Source organism: Rhodobacteraceae bacterium Araon29, assembly GCA_039640505.1.
In the GTDB taxonomy this organism is placed as follows: Bacteria; Pseudomonadota; Alphaproteobacteria; order Rhodobacterales; family Rhodobacteraceae; genus CABZJG01.
In genome coordinates this window covers 2,230,408-2,249,282 of sequence record CP046865.1, presented here as the reverse complement: position 1 = coordinate 2,249,282, position 18,875 = coordinate 2,230,408, and the positions used below count along the sequence as shown (strand labels likewise).

Sequence of the window (18,875 nt, the reverse complement as noted above, 5' to 3'; positions counted from 1 at the left end):
ATAGGGAGTTTTAAAGTGTCTATTCTAAACGAAAGTCTGGCCCCAAGTTTGGCACAGCCGTTTTCCGAACAAAAAAGACAAAATGAAACATCCCAAAGCGTGCCGCAAGATGGGACCTCTTATCTTTCAGGGGATACAAACCAACCTCTTCATTTTAAAACAATTCCCCAGATGTTGCGCGAAACTATTTCGCGGCATGGGCCGAGGGATGCCGCAGTTTTCCCTGATCAAAATAGGCGGTTGACATATTATGATTTTGATCGAGAAATTGATGCTCTGGCGACAGGTCTCTTGGCGCTGGGTCTAGACAAAGGGGATCGGGTTGGTATTTGGTCGCCCAATCGATACGAATGGGTTTTAACCCAGTTTGCAACCGCCCGTATTGGCTTGATTTTGGTCAATATTAACCCCGCCTATCGTTTGTCCGAGCTTGAATACGCGCTTAACAAGGTTCAATGCAAAGCTCTTGTTTTGGCTGAAAGCTTTAAAAATTCTCACTATCTGGAAATGCTTCAAGATTTGGCCCCCGAACTTGCACACTGTGAACCCGGTCGTCTTAATGCTTCCAAACTGCCTTCTCTAAAGATTGTGGTTTCGATGAGCGAAACGCCTCAACGTGGGATGTTAAGCTTTCAGCAAGTCACGCAGCTTGGCGGGCCGGCTCAGCAGCTTCGCTTAGAGGCGATAACAGGCACCTTAAACCCAGATGATGCCATAAATATCCAATTTACTTCCGGTACAACTGGATCCCCTAAGGGCGCAACGCTTAGCCATTATAATATTATAAACAATGCCCGCTTTGTAACGGACCGAATCAACTTAACAGAGATGGATAGCTTATGCATTACGGTTCCACTTTACCATTGCTTTGGAATGGTTATGGGGGCACTGGGATGTGTTAGCAAAGGGGCAACAATGGTCTTTCCTGGCCAAGGCTTTGACCCCGAAGAAACGCTTAGAACACTTCAATCTGAGCGGTGCACAGCGCTTTACGGCGTTCCAACAATGTTTGTTGCCATGCTCCAAAAAATGGAAAGTCAATCATACAATTTGACCTCACTGCGAACTGGAATTATGGCCGGTGCTCCCTGCCCAATAGATATAATGGAGCGTGTAATCAGTGAAATGAATATGGCAGAAGTCACTATTTGTTATGGAATGACGGAAACTTCGCCTGTTTCATTTCAAAGCTTTATCGATGATCCTGTTGAAAAAAGATGCAGCACAGTGGGGCGTATTCATCCCCATCTTGAGGCTAAAGTTATTGATGAAGACAGCTCTATCGTTCCGGTCGGAACCAGCGGACAGCTTTGTACACGTGGCTACTCAGTGATGAAAGGCTATTGGGGCGATGAGGAGAAAACACATGTGTCTATTGTCGACGGTTGGATGTTAACCGGCGATCTTGCAGTGATCGATAGCGAAGGTTTTTGCGATATCGTTGGCCGGGTGAAGGATATGATCATAAGGGGCGGCGAAAATATTTACCCACGAGAGGTTGAAGATTTTCTGTTTCGCCATCCAGATATTTCGGAAGTTCAGGTTTTTGGCATACCAGATGAAAAGTTTGGAGAAGAGGTTTGCGCTTGGGTTGTCGCGTCGCCAAATAAAGAAATATCTGTAGACGCTGTGCGTTCTTATTGTGAAGGTCAAATTGCACATTTTAAAATCCCTAAGCACATCGCGATAGTCGAAGAATTACCAATGACCATTACTGGCAAGCCACAAAAGTTTGTGATGCGTGATAGAATGATAGAGTTCCTGGAGAATACTAAATGAGTAAATGAAACATAAAGTGTCTTATTCTGCTAATCTAATAAATTATAATAAATACAGCTATATAGGTTCTAATATTAATATTTTACTACTGGCAAAATTGGCCAGGCCACAGGAGACATCAGGCTCAATATAGGAAGCCAGATTCTAAAATGAGTCTATTTAAAAATAAATGCCCTAGGTAGGTGACCCTTTGGTTTCAATTAGCTAATATAAACTCACAAATTTGAGCTGAACCTGCAAAATCTAAAGGTCATTGGCGCCGAGGTTACTAACCATATTGTTTTATTGCAAAGTTTTGTCGATCTCGTGCTGTTGTTCGTGCTTAGCCGTTGAATAAACTACATTTTACAGAAAGGCGGTTTTGTCATTTTTACACCAATCTCTTATTTAATTAAATAATATAAAGATTTTGATGATAAAAAGTCTAATATGCTTATTGAATATGCTCAATTAGTTCGGAATATCTTGAGCATTCAAGAGCTTCACGCATAAACGAGCCTGTCTGTGACAAAGCTAAAGGATGACTGCAACATCTCTGCTATGCATGACGATTTGTGGATTTCAGGGGAAAAGCATTCCATCGAAATGGGGCCTCCATATCCAAGTTCTAGAAGAGACTTTATCTGCTCAACAGTGCCAAGGCGGTCCTTGCAATCGACCATAACGCGATGCTCATCTTCCATTTCATTAATGCTTACGGTTGGATTAACGACGCCTGAAATATGAATAATTCCTGTATGTTCCGCAAAAAAACTAGTTTCCTGCGCCAAATGATGATGAAAAGTATCATGCACAATTTTAAATACATTGGCACCGCCTACTCCCTCAATCCCATTTAAAGCTTCTTCTTTGGTGCGCAGGGATGAGCGTTCAAACCCAAGAGGCTCAACAAGGCCAATAATGCCCGCCTCTTCAAGCATGGGCTTAATCTCTCGCAATGCTAAACGGAGATTAGTTTGGCGTTCTCTGGTGCCTTTGCCGGTCCCATCATTGCGCGGTATCAACGAAATTGATTGTGCACCATACGCCTTGGCTGATTCAATTAGGGATTTTACAGCAAGTGATATTTCATCTGAATAGGAATTAAATGGGTAGACTTGCGAAAGCCCAAAGCAGCGAAGGCCAGTTTTCTTCAAAGCCGCAGCCACCTTTTCTGGCGGACTACCTGAGAACAAGGGAGTTGAAAGATCATTTCGAAACTCCACTCCTTCCACACCAACTTCATCTGCGAGTTTCAGAAAATCTAGCCATTCTAAATTTGGTGCAGTCATATGGTTTATTGAAAAATGCATGGCGCCCTTCCAACTGCAAGACTAAGCAAAGCAAACTCTGAATTGATTTACTTTAGAATAACCAAGTTTATCTGTGAGGCAATCTCGAAGATTTTGGCAGATATTACCATTTTGGAGAATGAAAAAAGATCTGAACTTAACCGGTCTTTTGGGACTGGGGATAAAAAAGAAAGTGTTCGAAAGAACAATTAGCATTGGTCGCCTAATTTTATCCTTGATGTAGTCGATTCAGTGCGTTCCTTGGCTCCCGAACCTATAACTGTAAGCCAGATTTAGATATTTAACTGTCAACCGCTCTATGCAAAACTCTCGATATTGCTTAAAGTCCGGCTCTGTTTGGTTTGTTGGGGGGCATCAAACCCCTTTTTTGGGGAACAACAAATGTAAATGGTTGAGCGAAGAGTTCAAAGATAAAACGACGGCCATCAACCAGATTTAGCAAACAGACTTCACCTATTTCAAGATCATTGGTTGGGGTTGCTACTATTTGTCAACGATTCTGGATGATTACAGCCGTTACATTATTGCATGGAAGCTATGCACGACCATGCGAGCCAGTGATGTGACCGAGACGATTGAATTGGCATTGGGGGCATCAGGCTGCGATAACGCCCTAGTGTAAAACAGGCCAAGCCTGCTCATTGGTAACGGATCATGCTACATATCTGGTGTCTGGACAAATGGCTGGAAGACAAAAATTTTCCGAGCTAAAATATTTTCGAAATAATGTGCTAAACTAATCTGAAAGCTGTAAATGATCGGCTGTGACATGTACCCGCGTGCGCTGACCCATGCACTTCATCAGTATCCAAATGCGTTGGTTCGAGTCTATGGTTTCTACCTTGGCAACAAAATTTGCAAAGGGTCCAGTGAGAAGTTTAACCTGATTGCCTGGGGCGAGTCGTCTTGAAGGGAGCAGCTTGCCGGCAACATCACACCGCCGCATTAGGCCGGCGATAAGATCAAGTGGTACAGGCTTTGGTTTTCCATCGAAGCTTACAAGTTTCGAAACTCCAAACGTACCGTTTATTTTGCGCCATGGGGCTGTTTGATGGTCAAAGGCAACAAACATATAGCCTGGAAACAAGGGGCGAAGGTCATTTACAAAGCGCGTTGATTTGCGCCTAGTCACTTCTTGCATCGGTAAGAAGGTCTCAAAATTCTGGCGCAATAGATTTCGCTCTGCCAAACGGTGCGAGTTTGGTTTGAATTGCAATAGGAACCAAATTTTTTCTGACATATATAGCAGCCATCTCCAACTAAATGCTCAATTCTGAACTTACTTACCACGCATAACTTCAAAAAAAAAGAGGGTGCGGCTGATATGGTTTTTTTTGTGGAGGTATTTGAATTATAAGGAAAAAGCCCAAAATATTTTAGTTTTATATTAAAATTGCATTTAAATTCATTGTCTTATATGCCTTTTGCGCGAGTGGAGCTGTCTGCAGGGCTTGATCAATTAAATTTCATAGGCTATTAGTTCAAAGTTGAACGGTTATGAAAATGGTTGATCAAAATTTGAGTTTTAACACGGCTGGCCCCATCATTTTGGGATGGCTTGGTGCGGTAGCTGTTGTAAAGGTCCACTTTGGCTAGCCGGCGTGAAGAACAGCAAGAAGATGTCCGCCTACGCGTGATGCGTCTTATAAATGGCAATCCAGAGCTGTCCTCACGTCAGGTTGCAGATCAGGTTGGAATATCAAACGGTTCTGCCTATTACGTTCTGACGGCCCTTGTTGAAAAAGGGTTCGTAAAGCTTGAGAATTTCAAAAATAATCCACGCAAGGGGCAGTATGCCTATCTGCTGACTCCTAAGGGTGTTCGGGAGAAATCTTTGCTGACACATAGGTTTATTGAACGCAAGCGTCAGGAGTATTATGACTTGCGGGCAGAAATTGAACTCTTGGAGCGTGAGGCTGGATTAGCGTATGACCCAGTGATCAAAGGTCGTGACGATACGTGAATAGTATTGATTGGTAAAGTCTCAGGCATCTCAATATAATTTAAGGTTATGGGTAGCTCTGCATTAAAAAATGATCGTTCTTTTGAAGATATATAGGCCTAACTCTCATGTTTAAGACCAAGATACGAAAAGTGGGAAATTCCGCTGCCATTACAATCAGTGCTGATATGTTAGCTGTCTTAGGCGTAAATGAAGGTGACACAGTGTATGTCACGCGGTCAGACGATAATAGCTTGAAAATTCATGCTCACGATCCTGCAGTACTAGACGCATTATCGAAAGCTGAAGTGGTCATGGATGAAAGCCGCACAATGCTTCAGGAACTCTCTTTGCGATAATGCATTACTTTTATGATATTGAATTGCTTTTTGTAAAAATCCTTACTATATTAAAATTGAATTTATCTAGAATGAACGGGTGAAGATGATGCAAGAATCCAAAGTTACTGCAAAAGGCCAGACAACTCTTCCCAGAGACGTGCGCGCGGCGCTTGGCTTGGAGGCAGGTGACTCGGTGCGCTACATTGTAGAAAATGGTCGCGTTCAAATGCTAAAGGCAAGGCACGTCCGTGAGCTTGCTGGTATGTTGCACCGTCCGGGTCAGCGGACAGTTTCGCTTGAGGAAATGAATGAAGCGATCGCTGAAGGAGCCATCGAAAGCGTGTCATGATTGCTCTCGATACAAACGTATTGGTTCGTTATCTTGCCCAAGATGACGCTGCTCAGTTCCAGGTCGCTGCTGATTTGATCGAGGGCTTCACGAGCGATGCGCCAGGGTATGTATGTCGCGAAGTTATTATCGAATTGGTCTGGGTTCTCGAGCGGTCCTATAAATATTCACGTGAAGAAATTGCAGAGGCGCTGCTGAGTATTGTGACCGTAAGCCAGCTTTCGGTTGAAAACGCGCAAGACATCGCCTCGGTTGTAAATCTTTATCGAGAAGAGGGCTATGATTTTCCAGACCTTATGATCCGACAGGCGGCTCAAAGAGCTGAGAACCGCATCCTGAAAACCTTCGATCAAAAATTAGCAAAGCTAGATGACGTCGAATTGTTAGGAACGACACATTGATAACTCTCAGTGTTAAAGAAGCGTCCGACAAACTACCCGACCTAGTTGAGAATACGATTGCAAAGCGCGAACCAGTTTTGATTTCCGGCAAGAATAATAATGCCGTTCTCATGGCTGAAAGTGATTGGCAGGCAATGAATGAAACACTTCAATTATTGTCGGTGCCCGGAATGCGAGACGCAATTAAAAATGGCTTGTCAGAAAACCTTGAAAGCACATCAAGAAAGTTGAATTGGTAGTGCACCTTCTAGATCAACCCATTGAAGCTAAGTCGAAACCAGTTCAGGAGCTTAAGTGTTCCGACGTTGGGGCGTTATGGGAAGTCGGCTGAGTTTTGCGACGCGAGATATATTCCCAGTGTTTATCACAAATCACCAGATTTAAATTCTAGTCAATATTACCAAGCGGCCTTTATCATGGGTAGTGTATACGTAGGAATGAGTGCCGATATAATCCACCACGGACATATCAATATAATCAAAGGTTACGGGCAGTTCTAACTGACGATGAATTTAGGGGTGCCTTAGGTGCAGTTGACATTACGTACGCTTTTAGAAATGAAGACGATTTACTGATTTTATAAATCAGTGACTTAAGATTTTTTGGTGTTAAAACGGTGTTTTTTCTAACTTCTGGGGTATTGATATTTTGACACATGAAAATCAACGAAAGCGAACTAATATTATGAAAGTAGTGCCATTTTTTGACTACCAGGCAATTTACACCCGTTTTGAAAGTGAGTTTGATGCGGCGTTCAAAGATGTTTGTTCGCGCGGTGCGTTTATTTTGCAAAAAGACCTGCTAGATTTCGAAAGATCGCTTGCTGGGTTCTTGAATGTGAAACACGCACTTGGCGTCGCAGACGGCACCAATGCAATGATTATAGGCTTCAAAGCTCTTGGTATTGGCCATGGCGACGAGGTTATCATTTCGTCACATACATATGTTGCAACTGCGGCGGCTATCCACATGGTTGGCGCAAGCCCTGTTTTTGCAGATATTGATGAAAACAATATGCTGTCCGCCGTCGCTGCCGAAAAGAAAATTACTGGAAAAACCAAGGCGATTATGCCGACACAAGTCAATGGGCGTTGCGCTGACATGACGGCCATCCAGGAAGTTGCAGCTCGGCATGGTTTGTATGTGTTGGAAGACAGTGCACAAGGTCTTGGTGCAAAATTTAAGGGCCAATCGGCAGGCACATTTGGCCGCTTTGGGACATTGAGTTTCTATCCAGCAAAATTGATCGGCTGTTTTGGCGACGGCGGTGCTGTGATGACAAATGATAGCGCGATGGCAGAAAAACTATCCCTGTGGCGCGACCATGGGCGCAACGAGCAAGGGGAAGTTGTGGCTTGGGGAACAAATGCAAGGTTGGACAATCTTCAAGCGGCTTTCTTGCAAATTCGCCTCGATCATTATGATGAAGATATTATGCGCCGCCGGGAAATCGCTCGGCGCTACGAAAATGCATTTCGCGGCCATAATAAACTTTACCCACCTCAAGGGCCTGACGCCGATCCCGATTATTTCGATGTATACCAGAACTATGAGATGGCGGCGGAAGACCGCGATAAATTGCGCAAATCGCTTGCGGACAAGGGTATCAAAACCGTTGTTCAATGGGCAGGAACGCCAGTTCACCATTTCAGCGGTCTTGGGTTTGGTAAGGAAAAATTCGAGGATCTGTCGCGGACGAATTGGTTTTTCGAGCGTTGCTTACTCTTACCAATGCATATGGCGATGTCCTACGAGGACGTAGATTATGTAATCGAAAATGTTCTGAATTTCTATAAAGTTTAGTCCAAAGGGTGACCGGCCCAATGAATGACCAGTACAAAAACACGGACACCGAGCATATGGCAGGGCGAATTCGCCGTCATATTGTAAACATGACCCACCGCGGCAATAGCTCTCATGTCGGCTCGGGTTTGTCGATTTCTGATATTTTGTCGGTGTTATACGGCCACACGATGCAATTAGACCCTGAAGTCCCTCGATTTGCCGAACGAGACCGGTTTATCCTTTCAAAAGGCCATGCCGGTGCTGCCGTTTATGCTGCACTGGCCGAGCGCGGCTTTTTTCCGACCGAGCGTTTGAAAGATCATTACCAAAACGGTAGCATTTTTTCGGGCCATGTCTCACATAAAGGTGTTCCTGGTGTCGAGTTATCGACGGGTTCACTTGGTCATGGGCTAAGTGTTGGCTGCGGAATGGCGCTCGCTGCAAAAAAGCAGTCCAAAACGAACGGCGTATTTGTTGTTTTGTCTGATGGCGAATGCGATGAAGGTTCGAATTGGGAGGCCATCTTGTTCGCTGCGCATCACAAGCTGGGCAACTTGACCGTCGCCGTTGACTATAACAAAATTCAGTCTTTGGCGGCAGTATCGGACACGATCGGCTTAGAGCCGTTTACTGATAAATGGAAAGCCTTTGGTTGGCATGTTGCAGACGTTGACGGCCACGATCACAGGGCATTAAAAACTGCATTTGACACTGCCCGGGCCAAACCCGACCAACCTTCTGTGGTCATCTGCAATACGATCAAAGGGCGAGGTGTATCATTTATGGAAAACTCTGTCTTATGGCACTATCGCAGCCCCCAGGGTGATGAGTATGAAGCAGCAATTAGAGAACTAGATCAGTATCTAACGAAGTGGGAGGGCTGAACCATGAGAGATGCATTTATTGCTGAACTTACCAGACTTGCAGCCGAAGATCCGATGGTCACATTGATAACAGGTGATCTTGGTTTTGGCGTTCTCACTGAGTTTTCTGAACGCTTCCCAAACCAGTTCATCAATGCGGGCGTTGCCGAACAAAATATGACAGGTATGGCATGTGGTCTCGCGCTAGAGGGACACAAAGTGTACACGTATTCGATCGGCAATTTCACCACCCTTCGCTGTCTCGAGCAGATCCGCAACGATATTTGCTATCACGATTGTGATGTAACAGTTGTTTCTGTTGGTGGTGGATTCTCTTATGGGCAGCTAGGGGTTTCCCATTTTGCGACCGAAGATTTGGCCATAATGCGCGCGCTTCCTAACATGATGGTGGTTGCGCCATCGGATCCGTGGGAAACGGCCGTTCTAACCCGTCAAATGGCCGCAATTCCTGGCCCGAAATATTTGCGCTTGGACAAAGGCAAGGCTGGGCTTCCTGAGGATGGGCAAAACGTTCAGTTAGGTAAAGCTAGGAAAGTCCGTGAAGGCACTGATATTACGTTTGTAGTAACTGGAGCCATCTTGGCTGAGGCTTTGGCTGCAGCAGAGACATTGCAACAAGATGGTGTCAGCGCGCGTATTCTAACACTGAATTCTGTGAAACCTTTCGATAAGGAAGCCATCCTCGCTGCGGCGGTAGAAACGGGTGGCATCGTCAGTATTGAAGAACACATTAAGACGGGTGGCATGGCTGGCGCGATAGCTGAAACCTGTTTGATGGGCGGAATTAGTCCGTCTATTTTCCAGTCGATTGGGCTTGAAGATTCTTTCCCAAGTATTGTTGGGGATCAGGATTACTTACGCAAAGAATACAACCTAGACGCAAGCTCAATTGTCGAAATTGTGCGCAATGTACTTTAGCAAAATCACGGTCTAGAAACTGAGTTGCACATGAATTTCTATCGAAGTCTTAGTGTATTTGGTTCAAGCAAGTTCCTTTCAACCGCCATCATTTTTTCGATTGGCGTGATAACCGCGCGCCTGCTGACGCCTGAAGGGCGCGGTATATATGCGCTATTTTTCATGATGGTTGGGCTGGGGGCGAATCTCAGTAATTTAGGGTTGTCGCAAGCAAATACATATTTTCTGAATCGTGAAAAAGTAGACCGAGGAATCCTAATCGGTAACACGGCGGCGTTTGTATTGGCTTCATGCGTGGGCTTAGGTTTGCTATTGCTGATTGCACGGACAAGTGGCTTTCTCACGTCGATAGGATTTGGTTCAAACCTAGTGTGGCTAGGCCTTTTATGGCTCGCAACTTTTGCTACCGTCGTTGATTTGTCTTTCGCAGGCCTAATTTACGGTAGCCATCTATATACTTTACAGTCAAAAAACCTGATCATTCAGGCCGCGCTACTTTTGGGCGCTACCATCCTGATTATCCCGACTGGGTCGGACGTGGGTACAGCACTTGCGCTAAGGAGTGGCGCGGTTGCACTCTTTTCTGTTTGGTATGTCTTTTCTTTCTGGAGACATGTGCGCCCTTTTCGGATGTCGGTTTCCATTCCGACCTTTGTCAAGCAAATAAAATTCGGTAGTCGCAACTGGCTTCAGAATTTGATCGGGCTTCTGAACTACCGCGGATACATTTTGGTGCTAGGCGCCTTATCTGGCCATGAGGCTATCGGTCTATTTTCTGTCTCGATGTTGCTTGTTGAGGCGGTGCGGTTCTTTCCAGATACAATCGGCACCCTGTTGCTTCCTCATCTCGTAAAGCTAAAAGATGATCGAGATGCCGATGAATTCGCGGCTCAAACGTGCCGATTGTCTTTGCTCATAACTATTCCCATCGCATTGCTCCTAATGGTTTTTGCGGACTGGATCGTTCCATTCGTTTTTGGTGTCGAGTATTTGGCGGCTGTAGCAACCGCTCAGATGCTGCTTATAGGCGCAGTCATGGGAACAATATATCAGGTCATGACCCGGTATTTCACCAGCATCGCAAAGCAAAAGTACTCGATTTTTGCTGCATGCATTTCGCTCGTGGTAGCGATAGGATCAGCATTCGTTCTTATCCCGCAATATTCAGCTTTCGGTGCTGCAATCGCCTTCTCGTTGAGCGCTCTCGCCTCTGCGATTGTCATGTTGATTTCGTTTTTAATCCAAACCCGCTTGCCTGTGTCGTCAGCGGTGTTTGCAACAAGAAACGACTTTTCAAATATCTGGAACTCCATTAAATCCCAAATCGGATTGCGCCTCTAAGGATCGCCAAAATGAACATCGTTCACGCCTTCTTGTTTTTCTCCATTCGTTTCGCTGGGGGTACATCTGACTTGATGTACAAAATTTGCAAAGCACAGGAAAAACAAAACCACCAACCCATAGTTTATTCTGGGGATTACAAGTTTGACCAAGCCCTTGCAGATAGCCTTCCGAAAACAAAGTTTCAGATCGTGCCTTCTTGGTTTGATAAAGCTGGGTTTTCAATTATGCCGCAATTGGCGCGCCGGTTACAGCAAGACAAGGACAACATTGAAATCGTTCACATGCACGTTTTCAGGACGTTTCAAAACGTCGTATTGTACAAGTTCTGTAAGAGGAACAATATTCCGTTCGTCCTAGATGCGCATGGCGCAGTTCCATATTACAGTCGAAAGAATTTTCTCAAACGCATCTTCGATAAAGTTTGGGGTCGCGCAATGCTTCATGATGCAGATTTCTTGATTGCAGAAACCGAGGTTGGTGTAACTGAATATCTTAGTGTCGATCCCACACTGGATAAAGAAAAAATTGTAGTGATTTCGCCACCCTTTGACACGGACGAGTTTGAAATCCTGCCAGAAAAGGGCCGTTTCAGGGTCGAACATAACATCGATGCGGACAAAAAAGTGATCATGTTCCTTGGTCGGGTTCATCACATCAAGGGCAATGATTACTTGATCGAAGGCTTTGCTGAGTTGTGCAAGATGCGCGATGATTGTCTGCTTGTAATCGTAGGTAGCGACGATGGTCATATGGACGAATGCAAGGCATTGGCAAACAATCTTGGTGTTTACGATAAAGTCATGTTCACTGGATTTATTGGTGGCGCTGATAAGAACTCAGCTCTGATTGACGCAGATGTTGTTGCGCAGATGTCTCGTCAAGAACAGGGAGCCTGGGCACCGTTTGAAGCTGTCTTATGTGGAATTCCTATTATCGTAACAGATCACACGGGCGCTGGCGAGGATGTGCGTCGTGTCGATGCTGGTGAAACTGTCGAATTTGGAAATGTTCCAGCTTTAGCAACGACATTAGATGGGATATTAAGCAATTACGCTCAGGCAAAAGAGCGTACAATGTTAGCTAAAACTTTTATTGAAACGAAGATGTCGATGAACGCCAGAGCTCAAGAATACATTGATGTCTATGAGCGGGCCTTGGCCAAACACTAGGGTTGAGACAATCAATAAATCTACAGATCAAATGATTATCGGCGTAGTGCCGGAAGGCCCAATCGCTTTCGACGGGAAAGAATACCGTTATTCTAAGGGCGAAAGGTTATACCTTGACAATTTGGCAAAACATTTTGCCGAATTAAAGCTGATTACCTTTGTTTTTCGCGAGGGCGATGAAGCATATGAGAGTTGTATCCATTCTGCTTTTGAGGCCCCAAATATCCAGGTTCTTGAATTGCCAAGGGCCCAAGGTGTATCCGTCAGCGTAGTCGGCAAGGCTTGGCAGTTTTTTAAAGTGTTTCTGCTCCTCCTAAAGGTGGTTCCAAAAGTCGACGTTCTATATGTCTTTTTGCCGAGCTACCCAAGTGCAATGGGATGGTTGGCGGCCAAGAGTTTTCGGAAAATCCATATTGTGTATGGGGCAGATGACTGGGAACAGGCGTCTCAGAGTATGTTCAAATGGGACGATATGCGCACTGGCTGGTTTTATCGCGCATATGCAGGCCTAAATCGCTGGATGGAACGCAAAATTGTTAAGACTGCTTTGTTTGCGGTCGCAGCAGGTGGGCAGCTAAAAACCAAATATGCTGCATGGGGTTGTCCGACTTATGATACTTCCCCGCGGATGACGTTAACACGTGAGAACATTTTTAATCGCGAAGATACGTGTAATGGGAACCAAAAGATCTTGATAAATGTGGGTGCCTTAATCCACGATAAAGCCCAGCATATATTGCTAATGGCATTCGCGGACGCAAAACAAAAAGATCCAACATTGAAATTGCGTATCATAGGGCAGGGGCCAAAAGAGGCTGACTTGAAAGCGCAAGCCGTGGCTTTGGACATTTCGGACTCTGTTGAATTTGTGGGCTACGTTGAGGATGAATCGGCACTCTACGAGATTTTGAAGGATGCCGATATTTTTGTTCTGTCTAGTGTTACGGAAGGTTTTCCAAGGGTGTTGTACGAGGCGATGACCCACCGCTTGCCGATCGTTACAACGGACGTTGGTGGTATTCCATATTTGCTTAAGGATGGCGTCAACGCGCGTGTTGTCGCCTCTGAAGATGCCGAAGCGTTGAGCGCTGCCATTTTGGATGTGATTGACAATGATCGCTTGCGCAAGGACATGATCCGCGAAGCTTCGATAACTATGGAAGCGGTTTTTGAACGCATGAACCCGGCTCAAATTTCTCACTTGGTCGAAAAGCATATGGCTCTGCCAACCGGTTCGACTTCATAATGGGATACATCACTGTCCTGCCTACACTGACCAAGCGTCAGTTTTCTAGGCACATACCAAACGACAAAGAGAATCTATTTCCAAGTCCATTTCAATTATTCAACAATGGTCGAGCCGCCTTATGGGCAGGACTGAGCCTACTAAACTTACGCCCAGAAGATGAAATATTAGTCCCGGCAACGATTTGTGAGGTCGTACTTCAAACCATTTTTCACAGCGGGGTTTCAGTTCATTATTATAATTTGCTTCCCGATTTGGACGTGGATTTGGACGATCTCAAAAAGCGCGTCAATTCAAAAACCCGGGCCGTCTACGTCAATCACTATCTGGGTAAAGCGTCAACAATTGAGCCTATTCGCAATCTCTGCGATGCGGCACGAATAAAACTAATCGAAGATTGTGCTCATGGTTTTACAGGTGCTCAGAACGGCAAGTTGCTAGGGACAACAGGCGATATTACCATTTTCAGCTATCGAAAGTTTTTACCATTGCCAGATGGTGGAGGGTTGGTAATCAATGACAAAACTTTGAGCCGGAATGAGTTTATTCTCGGGAACTACCCGGCCAAAAAACCCATACTTGATGCTCTAAAGCTGGGAGTTCAGAGCTTGGCCCAAAGGGGCATAGTGCCACTCCAGTTTTTAAAAAGCATACGCTCGAATAACATCGATGACTATCTTTGTGCGGATGACAAAATTGAGCTGGAAAATCGTGATCAGCCTCGGAAATTGCAATGGCTCTCTCAATGGGGTCTGTCACACGCTGACCTCAAATTCATGCAACTTGAACGCAAGAAAAACTATGCGGCCTTGAACAAATGTGTAAAAGCGCTGTCAAATGTAGAGCCTTTGTTTTCGATTTTTCCAGCAGATTCAGTGCCCTATAGTTACCCTTTCCGCATAAAGGGACGGGCAAAACTTATTCGATTTGCTGCGAAGTACGGTCTATATTTGGAACCGACGTTGGCCCCCCCATATCAGTCCTTGCCAAATCTGGTGAACGCTGACGAAAAATTTCCGATCGTGGAAGAAATCGCTCAAGAAATCGTCAGTGCGCCAGTGCATCAATCTCTTGATCTAAAGAACATGAGTTCGGTCCAGGATATTCTTCAACGCGGCTTAGAAGAACAGTTCGGTTAAGCAGATCGATGAATATTCTGATTATCAGTCAGCACTTTTGGCCAGAAAGCTTCCTAATAAATTCCGTTGCGGCCGACTTGCAGCGTTCCGGTGCTCATGTGACGGTATTGACTGGACAACCTAATTACCCCCAAGGAAAAATCTATGATGGTTATAATGCGTTGAAATACCATGCTGAAAAGCACCCTTCTGGGGTTATGGTATACCGTGTCCCAATGCTCCCAAGAAAAAACGGAGGGGCGGTCAACTTGATTGCAAACTACCTGTCTTTTATGTTGAGCGCGTCGTTTTTGGGTCCGTTTCTATTGCGCAAGAGCAAAATTGATGTGATTTTCGTTTTTGCAACCTCTCCAGTTTTTCAATCTTTGGCTGGTGTCGTATTTCGGCTGATAAGACGCGTAGCCTTAGTTGTCTGGGTCCAAGACCTTTGGCCTGATGTGCTCGAGGGAACCGGATTTGTTAGGAACCGGAAGGCTCTAAGCGCGATTGGCTTTGCGGTTGGGTGGCTATACCGGCGGGCGGATATGATCCTTGTTCAATCCAATGCCTTTATTGAAGATGTGTTGGCTAGGCATCCGCTTGCGGTGGTCAAATATCACCCAAATACTTGTATTAAACTGCATCAGGGGGGCCCAAAAGTGGATCTGGGTCTCGGCGGAAAGTTTTCGGTGATGTTTGCTGGCAATTTTGGTAAAGCCCAAGCCTTGCAAACAGTTTTGGAATCTGCCGAAATATTGCGCGAGCATCGCGACATATTATTTGTTCTGGTAGGAACCGGCAGCCAAGCAGAAGCAATTGCGAACACTGTTGCGCAAAAGAAGCTGAATGTCATTCTCCCAGGACATTTTCCTAGCGAAGAGATGGCAGGGCTATTCAAACAAGCGTCGGCACTTTTGATCACTCTGACAAAGAACGCTCTCGTTTCAAAAACAGTTCCCAGCAAACTTCAGACTTACATGGCGACTGGAAAACCGATACTTGCCGCTATTGACGGCGAAGGATCCCGGCTAATATTAGAGGCAGACGCTGGCTTTGTGAGTCGTGCGGAGGACCCAATTTCGCTTAGCAAAAATATCCTAAAATTAAAATCAGCAGGGGCCAAAGAGCAGAAGCGTCTGGGTCAAAATGCGGTCGACTATTTTGAAAAGAATTTCCAGCATGATAAACTAACAGAAAACCTACTTGCTCTTCTAGAAAATGCAGTCACATCGTATGAGTCGCGAAATTCAAAAAGGAAGAGAATCAAAAATGAAAACTAAGGTTCTTATTTTTGGGGCGTCTGGAATGCTGGGTAGTTCTATGATGCGCGTTTTTGCAGAGAAACCTGACTTGGAAGTGACGGGGACAGTTCGCTCGCCTAGTTCGAGAAACTTCGAAAACAGGGTTAATCCCGCAAGGATTGTGGACAGTATCGATGTCGACGATATCTCTACGGTTCGGGACGTGATCAACCGGATTGTGCCGGATGTTGTCATTAACTGCGTTGGATTGGTTAAACAGCTACCCAATGCGGAAGACCCCGTCGATGCGATAACTCTGAATGCTCTTTTTCCACACTATTTGGCACGGTTTTGCTCGGATATTGACGCGCGATTGATTCATATCAGTACTGACTGTGTGTTTACCGGTCTAAAGGGTGACTATCACGAAGATGATATTCCAGACGCAAAAGACTTCTACGGGCGATCAAAACTGCTGGGTGAGGTCAGTTACGGTAATGCTATCACCTTAAGAACTTCGATTATTGGACATGAACTAGGCAGCAAGAATGGTCTGTTGGAATGGTTTTTGGCCCAGAACGCTCCGATCAAGGGCTTTAAGAAGGCCATTTTTTCTGGATTCCCAACCGGGGAATTGGCGAGAGTTGTGCGGGATGTAGTGATCCCGAACAGTCGCCTGAATGGCCTGCATCATGTTTCTACGGAGGCAATCAACAAATTTGACCTATTAACAATAATCGCGAATGAATACGGTCGAGATATTTTGATAAAACCAAGTGACTCAGTAAAAATCGATCGATCACTGAATTCACAAAAGTTCAGAGACTTAACAGGTTACCAACCACCAAACTGGGAAAAGCTTGTCGCTAATATGAAGAATTTTGGCTAATAGAGGGTTCACCCTCGATACTTTTAGGACACAATATGATAGACGGAAAAACAGTATTAATTACCGGCGGCACTGGTTCATTCGGCAGTGCTGTTCTGAAACGTGTGCTTGCAACGGACTTCAAAGAAGTTCGTATTTTTAGCCGTGACGAGAAAAAGCAAGAGGAGATGCGCCTCCGATTAGCAAATGATCGTGTGAAGTTCCACATCGGGGATGTAAGGGATACATCTTCGATAGATAGTGCGATGCAAGGCGTCGACTTAGTGTTTCATGCCGCTGCATTAAAACAAGTTCCATCTTGCGAATTCTACCCTATGGAAGCAGTCAAAACCAATATTCTTGGGGCTGAGAATGTCATCCAATCCGCAACGCGTCATGGCGTTAGCCGCTGCGTTGTTCTTAGCACTGATAAGGCTGTTTACCCAGTAAACGCGATGGGTATGTCCAAAGCGTTGATGGAAAAAATTATGATTTCTAAATCTAAGGCCTCTGCAGAACGCGGGACGGTTTTGTGTGCGACGCGCTATGGCAATGTTATGGCATCTCGAGGTTCAGTAATCCCGCTCTTCCTAAATCAGATCCGTGCAGGAAAGCCTTTAACAATTACCAACCCGAACATGACCCGATTTCTGATGTCCGTTGAAGAGTCGGTCGACCTTGTTTTTTACGCGTTCAAAAACGCCAACCCTGGTGATATTTTCATTCAGAAATCTCCGGCAAGTACCATCGGTGACTTAGCCGATGCCATGCTTAAACTTTTGAAGCCAGATCATCCTACGCAAGTTATCGGGACCAGGCATGGCGAAAAGCCGTATGAGACGCTTGTATCACGTGAAGAGTTATTGCGTTCAGAAGACCTTGATCGATTTTATCGGATCCGCTCGGATTCACGCGATTTGAATTACAATAAGTATTTCTCTGATGGTTTGACCGAGCTCGCCGTTGTGGATGATTATTCTTCGCACAACACCAAAAGGTTAAATTGCGAAGAAATCCAGGAAACCTTGATGAAGCTGCAGATCATTCAGGACGCCGTCAATGAATAAACTTAAGGTTATGACAATCGTCGGGACGCGGCCAGAAATCATTCGCTTGTCGCAGGTCATCCGCAAATTGGATAAGTATTGCGATCACACTTTGGTGCATACTGGGCAAAATTTTGATTACGAGTTGAACGAGGTTTTTTTTGAAGAATTGGAAATACGAAAACCTGACGTCTTTTTAGATTCTGCCAAATCAAACCTTGCGGAAACAATTGGCGAAATCATTATTAAGGCAGATAAAGCGTTTGAAGATTTTCAGCCAGAAGCTCTGTTAATCTTAGGCGACACCAATAGTGCTCTGTCAGCAATTCCGGCCAAGCGGCGTAAGATTCCAATTTTTCATATGGAAGCCGGGAACAGGTGCTTTGATTTTCGCGTGCCCGAAGAAATCAACCGTCGCATTGTAGATCATATCTCAGATATAAACTTACCCTACACTACGATTGCTCGGGACTATCTATTACGTGAAGGGCTGAACCCTGCACAAGTTATCAAAACCGGCAGTCCGCTTGCTGAGATCATTGAAACTTACAGGTCCAGAATTGAAGCCTCAACAGTCCTTAATCGGCTTGGGCTTAAGCGAGGTGGGTATTTTGTCGTTTCTTCACATCGAGAAGAGAATGTCGATGATCCTAAGAACCTGCAGAAGCTGCTGGATGTCATAGATCGCCTTAGTGAGAGATATAATCATCAAATTATCGTTTCAACCCACCCAAGAACGCGTAAGAAAATCGAGATGCATCAGTTGGGTGCTCGCACTTCGTTGGCCCAGTTTCACCCACCTTTTGGCTACATCGACTATGTTCATCTTCAAATGAATGCGCGCGCAGTTCTATCCGACAGCGGAACTATTACTGAAGAATCCTCGCTCCTGAACTTTCCAGCGCTTAATATCCGAGAGGTCCATGAGCGGCCTGAAGGGTTTGAAGAGGGCAGCGTAATGTTTACTGGGATGGATACAGATCGAGTTGTGCAGGGTGTCGCAATCCTTGATGACCAGAAACGAGACAATGAGCGCAATCTTCGGGTTGTGGCCGATTATGATACCCCAAATGTGTCGGACAAAATCTTGCGGATAATCCAGAGCTATACGAATTTTGTGAATACCACCGTTTGGAAGAAAACCAATTGAGA

The 18,875-nt window shown here is 45.2% G+C and carries 19 protein-coding genes and 1 pseudogene; 18 read left to right on the top strand and 2 right to left on the bottom strand.

Annotated elements, in window-relative coordinates; genetic code table 11:
* Window positions 1-15 precede the first annotated feature (15 nt).
* On the top strand, window positions 16-1,779 hold the full coding sequence (locus tag GN278_10870; protein XAT61198.1) for an AMP-binding protein: 1,764 nt from the start codon (window positions 16-18) through the stop codon (window positions 1,777-1,779).
* 482 nt (window positions 1,780-2,261) lie between these two features.
* On the opposite strand, the gene GN278_10865 is transcribed toward GN278_10870, so the two are convergent.
* Window positions 2,262-3,071 (bottom strand): TIM barrel protein, encoded by an 810-nt coding sequence (locus GN278_10865; GenBank protein ID XAT61197.1) that lies wholly within the window; start codon window positions 3,069-3,071, stop codon window positions 2,262-2,264.
* 394 nt (window positions 3,072-3,465) lie between these two features.
* Between GN278_10865 and GN278_10860 the strand changes: the two are divergent.
* A pseudogene (locus tag GN278_10860) lies at window positions 3,466-3,690 on the top strand (DDE-type integrase/transposase/recombinase).
* Window positions 3,691-3,807: 117 nt separating this feature from the next.
* On the opposite strand, the gene GN278_10855 reads toward GN278_10860, so the two are convergent.
* Window positions 3,808-4,311 (bottom strand): transcriptional activator RfaH, encoded by a 504-nt coding sequence (locus tag GN278_10855; GenBank protein XAT61196.1) that lies wholly within the window; start codon window positions 4,309-4,311, stop codon window positions 3,808-3,810.
* A gap of 348 nt (window positions 4,312-4,659) precedes the next feature.
* Here GN278_10855 and GN278_10850 point away from each other — a divergent pair, with 348 nt between their 5' ends.
* From GN278_10850 to GN278_10775, 16 genes are all read left to right on the top strand, one after another.
* The gene (locus GN278_10850) at window positions 4,660-5,034 is read left to right on the top strand and encodes a MarR family EPS-associated transcriptional regulator (GenBank protein XAT61195.1); all 375 of its coding nucleotides are present in this window, start codon (window positions 4,660-4,662) and stop codon (window positions 5,032-5,034) included.
* Window positions 5,035-5,141: 107 nt separating this feature from the next.
* Window positions 5,142-5,372, top strand: a complete 231-nt coding sequence (locus tag GN278_10845; GenBank protein XAT61194.1) for a transcriptional regulator/antitoxin MazE — start codon at window positions 5,142-5,144, stop codon at window positions 5,370-5,372.
* 88 nt (window positions 5,373-5,460) lie between these two features.
* The gene (locus tag GN278_10840) at window positions 5,461-5,703 is read left to right on the top strand and encodes an AbrB/MazE/SpoVT family DNA-binding domain-containing protein (GenBank protein ID XAT62636.1); all 243 of its coding nucleotides are present in this window, start codon (window positions 5,461-5,463) and stop codon (window positions 5,701-5,703) included.
* A complete protein-coding gene (locus GN278_10835) occupies window positions 5,700-6,104 on the top strand; it encodes a PIN domain-containing protein (protein XAT61193.1) in 405 nt (134 codons plus the stop codon). The genes GN278_10840 and GN278_10835 overlap by 4 nt, the downstream gene beginning before the upstream one ends.
* Window positions 6,101-6,343, top strand: coding sequence for a type II toxin-antitoxin system prevent-host-death family antitoxin (locus GN278_10830; protein XAT61192.1), 243 nt, complete (start codon window positions 6,101-6,103; stop codon window positions 6,341-6,343). Before GN278_10835 ends, GN278_10830 begins: the two co-directional genes overlap by 4 nt.
* 442 nt (window positions 6,344-6,785) lie before the next feature.
* Window positions 6,786-7,907 (top strand): aminotransferase class V-fold PLP-dependent enzyme, encoded by a 1,122-nt coding sequence (locus GN278_10825; protein ID XAT62635.1) that lies wholly within the window; start codon window positions 6,786-6,788, stop codon window positions 7,905-7,907.
* Between the two features lie 20 nt (window positions 7,908-7,927).
* Complete coding sequence (locus GN278_10820) at window positions 7,928-8,773, top strand: transketolase (GenBank protein ID XAT61191.1); 846 nt, start codon at window positions 7,928-7,930, stop codon at window positions 8,771-8,773.
* 3 nt (window positions 8,774-8,776) lie between these two features.
* Window positions 8,777-9,691 (top strand): transketolase, encoded by a 915-nt coding sequence (locus tag GN278_10815; GenBank protein XAT61190.1) that lies wholly within the window; start codon window positions 8,777-8,779, stop codon window positions 9,689-9,691.
* Window positions 9,692-9,721: 30 nt separating this feature from the next.
* Window positions 9,722-11,032, top strand: coding sequence for an oligosaccharide flippase family protein (locus tag GN278_10810; protein XAT61189.1), 1,311 nt, complete (start codon window positions 9,722-9,724; stop codon window positions 11,030-11,032).
* 11 nt (window positions 11,033-11,043) lie between these two features.
* Window positions 11,044-12,204 carry a glycosyltransferase gene (locus tag GN278_10805; protein ID XAT61188.1) on the top strand — a complete coding sequence of 387 codons (1,161 nt, stop codon included), beginning with the start codon at window positions 11,044-11,046 and terminating at the stop codon, window positions 12,202-12,204.
* Complete coding sequence (locus tag GN278_10800) at window positions 12,173-13,450, top strand: glycosyltransferase (GenBank protein XAT61187.1); 1,278 nt, start codon at window positions 12,173-12,175, stop codon at window positions 13,448-13,450. Before GN278_10805 ends, GN278_10800 begins: the two co-directional genes overlap by 32 nt.
* Window positions 13,450-14,589 (top strand): hypothetical protein, encoded by a 1,140-nt coding sequence (locus tag GN278_10795; GenBank protein XAT61186.1) that lies wholly within the window; start codon window positions 13,450-13,452, stop codon window positions 14,587-14,589. The genes GN278_10800 and GN278_10795 overlap by 1 nt, the downstream gene beginning before the upstream one ends.
* An 8-nt stretch (window positions 14,590-14,597) precedes the next feature.
* The gene (locus tag GN278_10790) at window positions 14,598-15,848 is read left to right on the top strand and encodes a glycosyltransferase (protein ID XAT61185.1); all 1,251 of its coding nucleotides are present in this window, start codon (window positions 14,598-14,600) and stop codon (window positions 15,846-15,848) included.
* Window positions 15,802-16,698 (top strand): sugar nucleotide-binding protein, encoded by an 897-nt coding sequence (locus tag GN278_10785; GenBank protein ID XAT61184.1) that lies wholly within the window; start codon window positions 15,802-15,804, stop codon window positions 16,696-16,698. Before GN278_10790 ends, GN278_10785 begins: the two co-directional genes overlap by 47 nt.
* Before the next feature lie 35 nt (window positions 16,699-16,733).
* Window positions 16,734-17,744: an NAD-dependent epimerase/dehydratase family protein gene (locus tag GN278_10780; GenBank protein ID XAT61183.1), complete on the top strand. Its 1,011-nt coding sequence runs from the start codon at window positions 16,734-16,736 to the stop codon at window positions 17,742-17,744.
* On the top strand, window positions 17,737-18,873 hold the full coding sequence (locus GN278_10775) for a UDP-N-acetylglucosamine 2-epimerase (non-hydrolyzing) (GenBank protein XAT61182.1): 1,137 nt from the start codon (window positions 17,737-17,739) through the stop codon (window positions 18,871-18,873). The genes GN278_10780 and GN278_10775 overlap by 8 nt, the downstream gene beginning before the upstream one ends.
* Window positions 18,874-18,875: the final 2 nt, after the last annotated feature.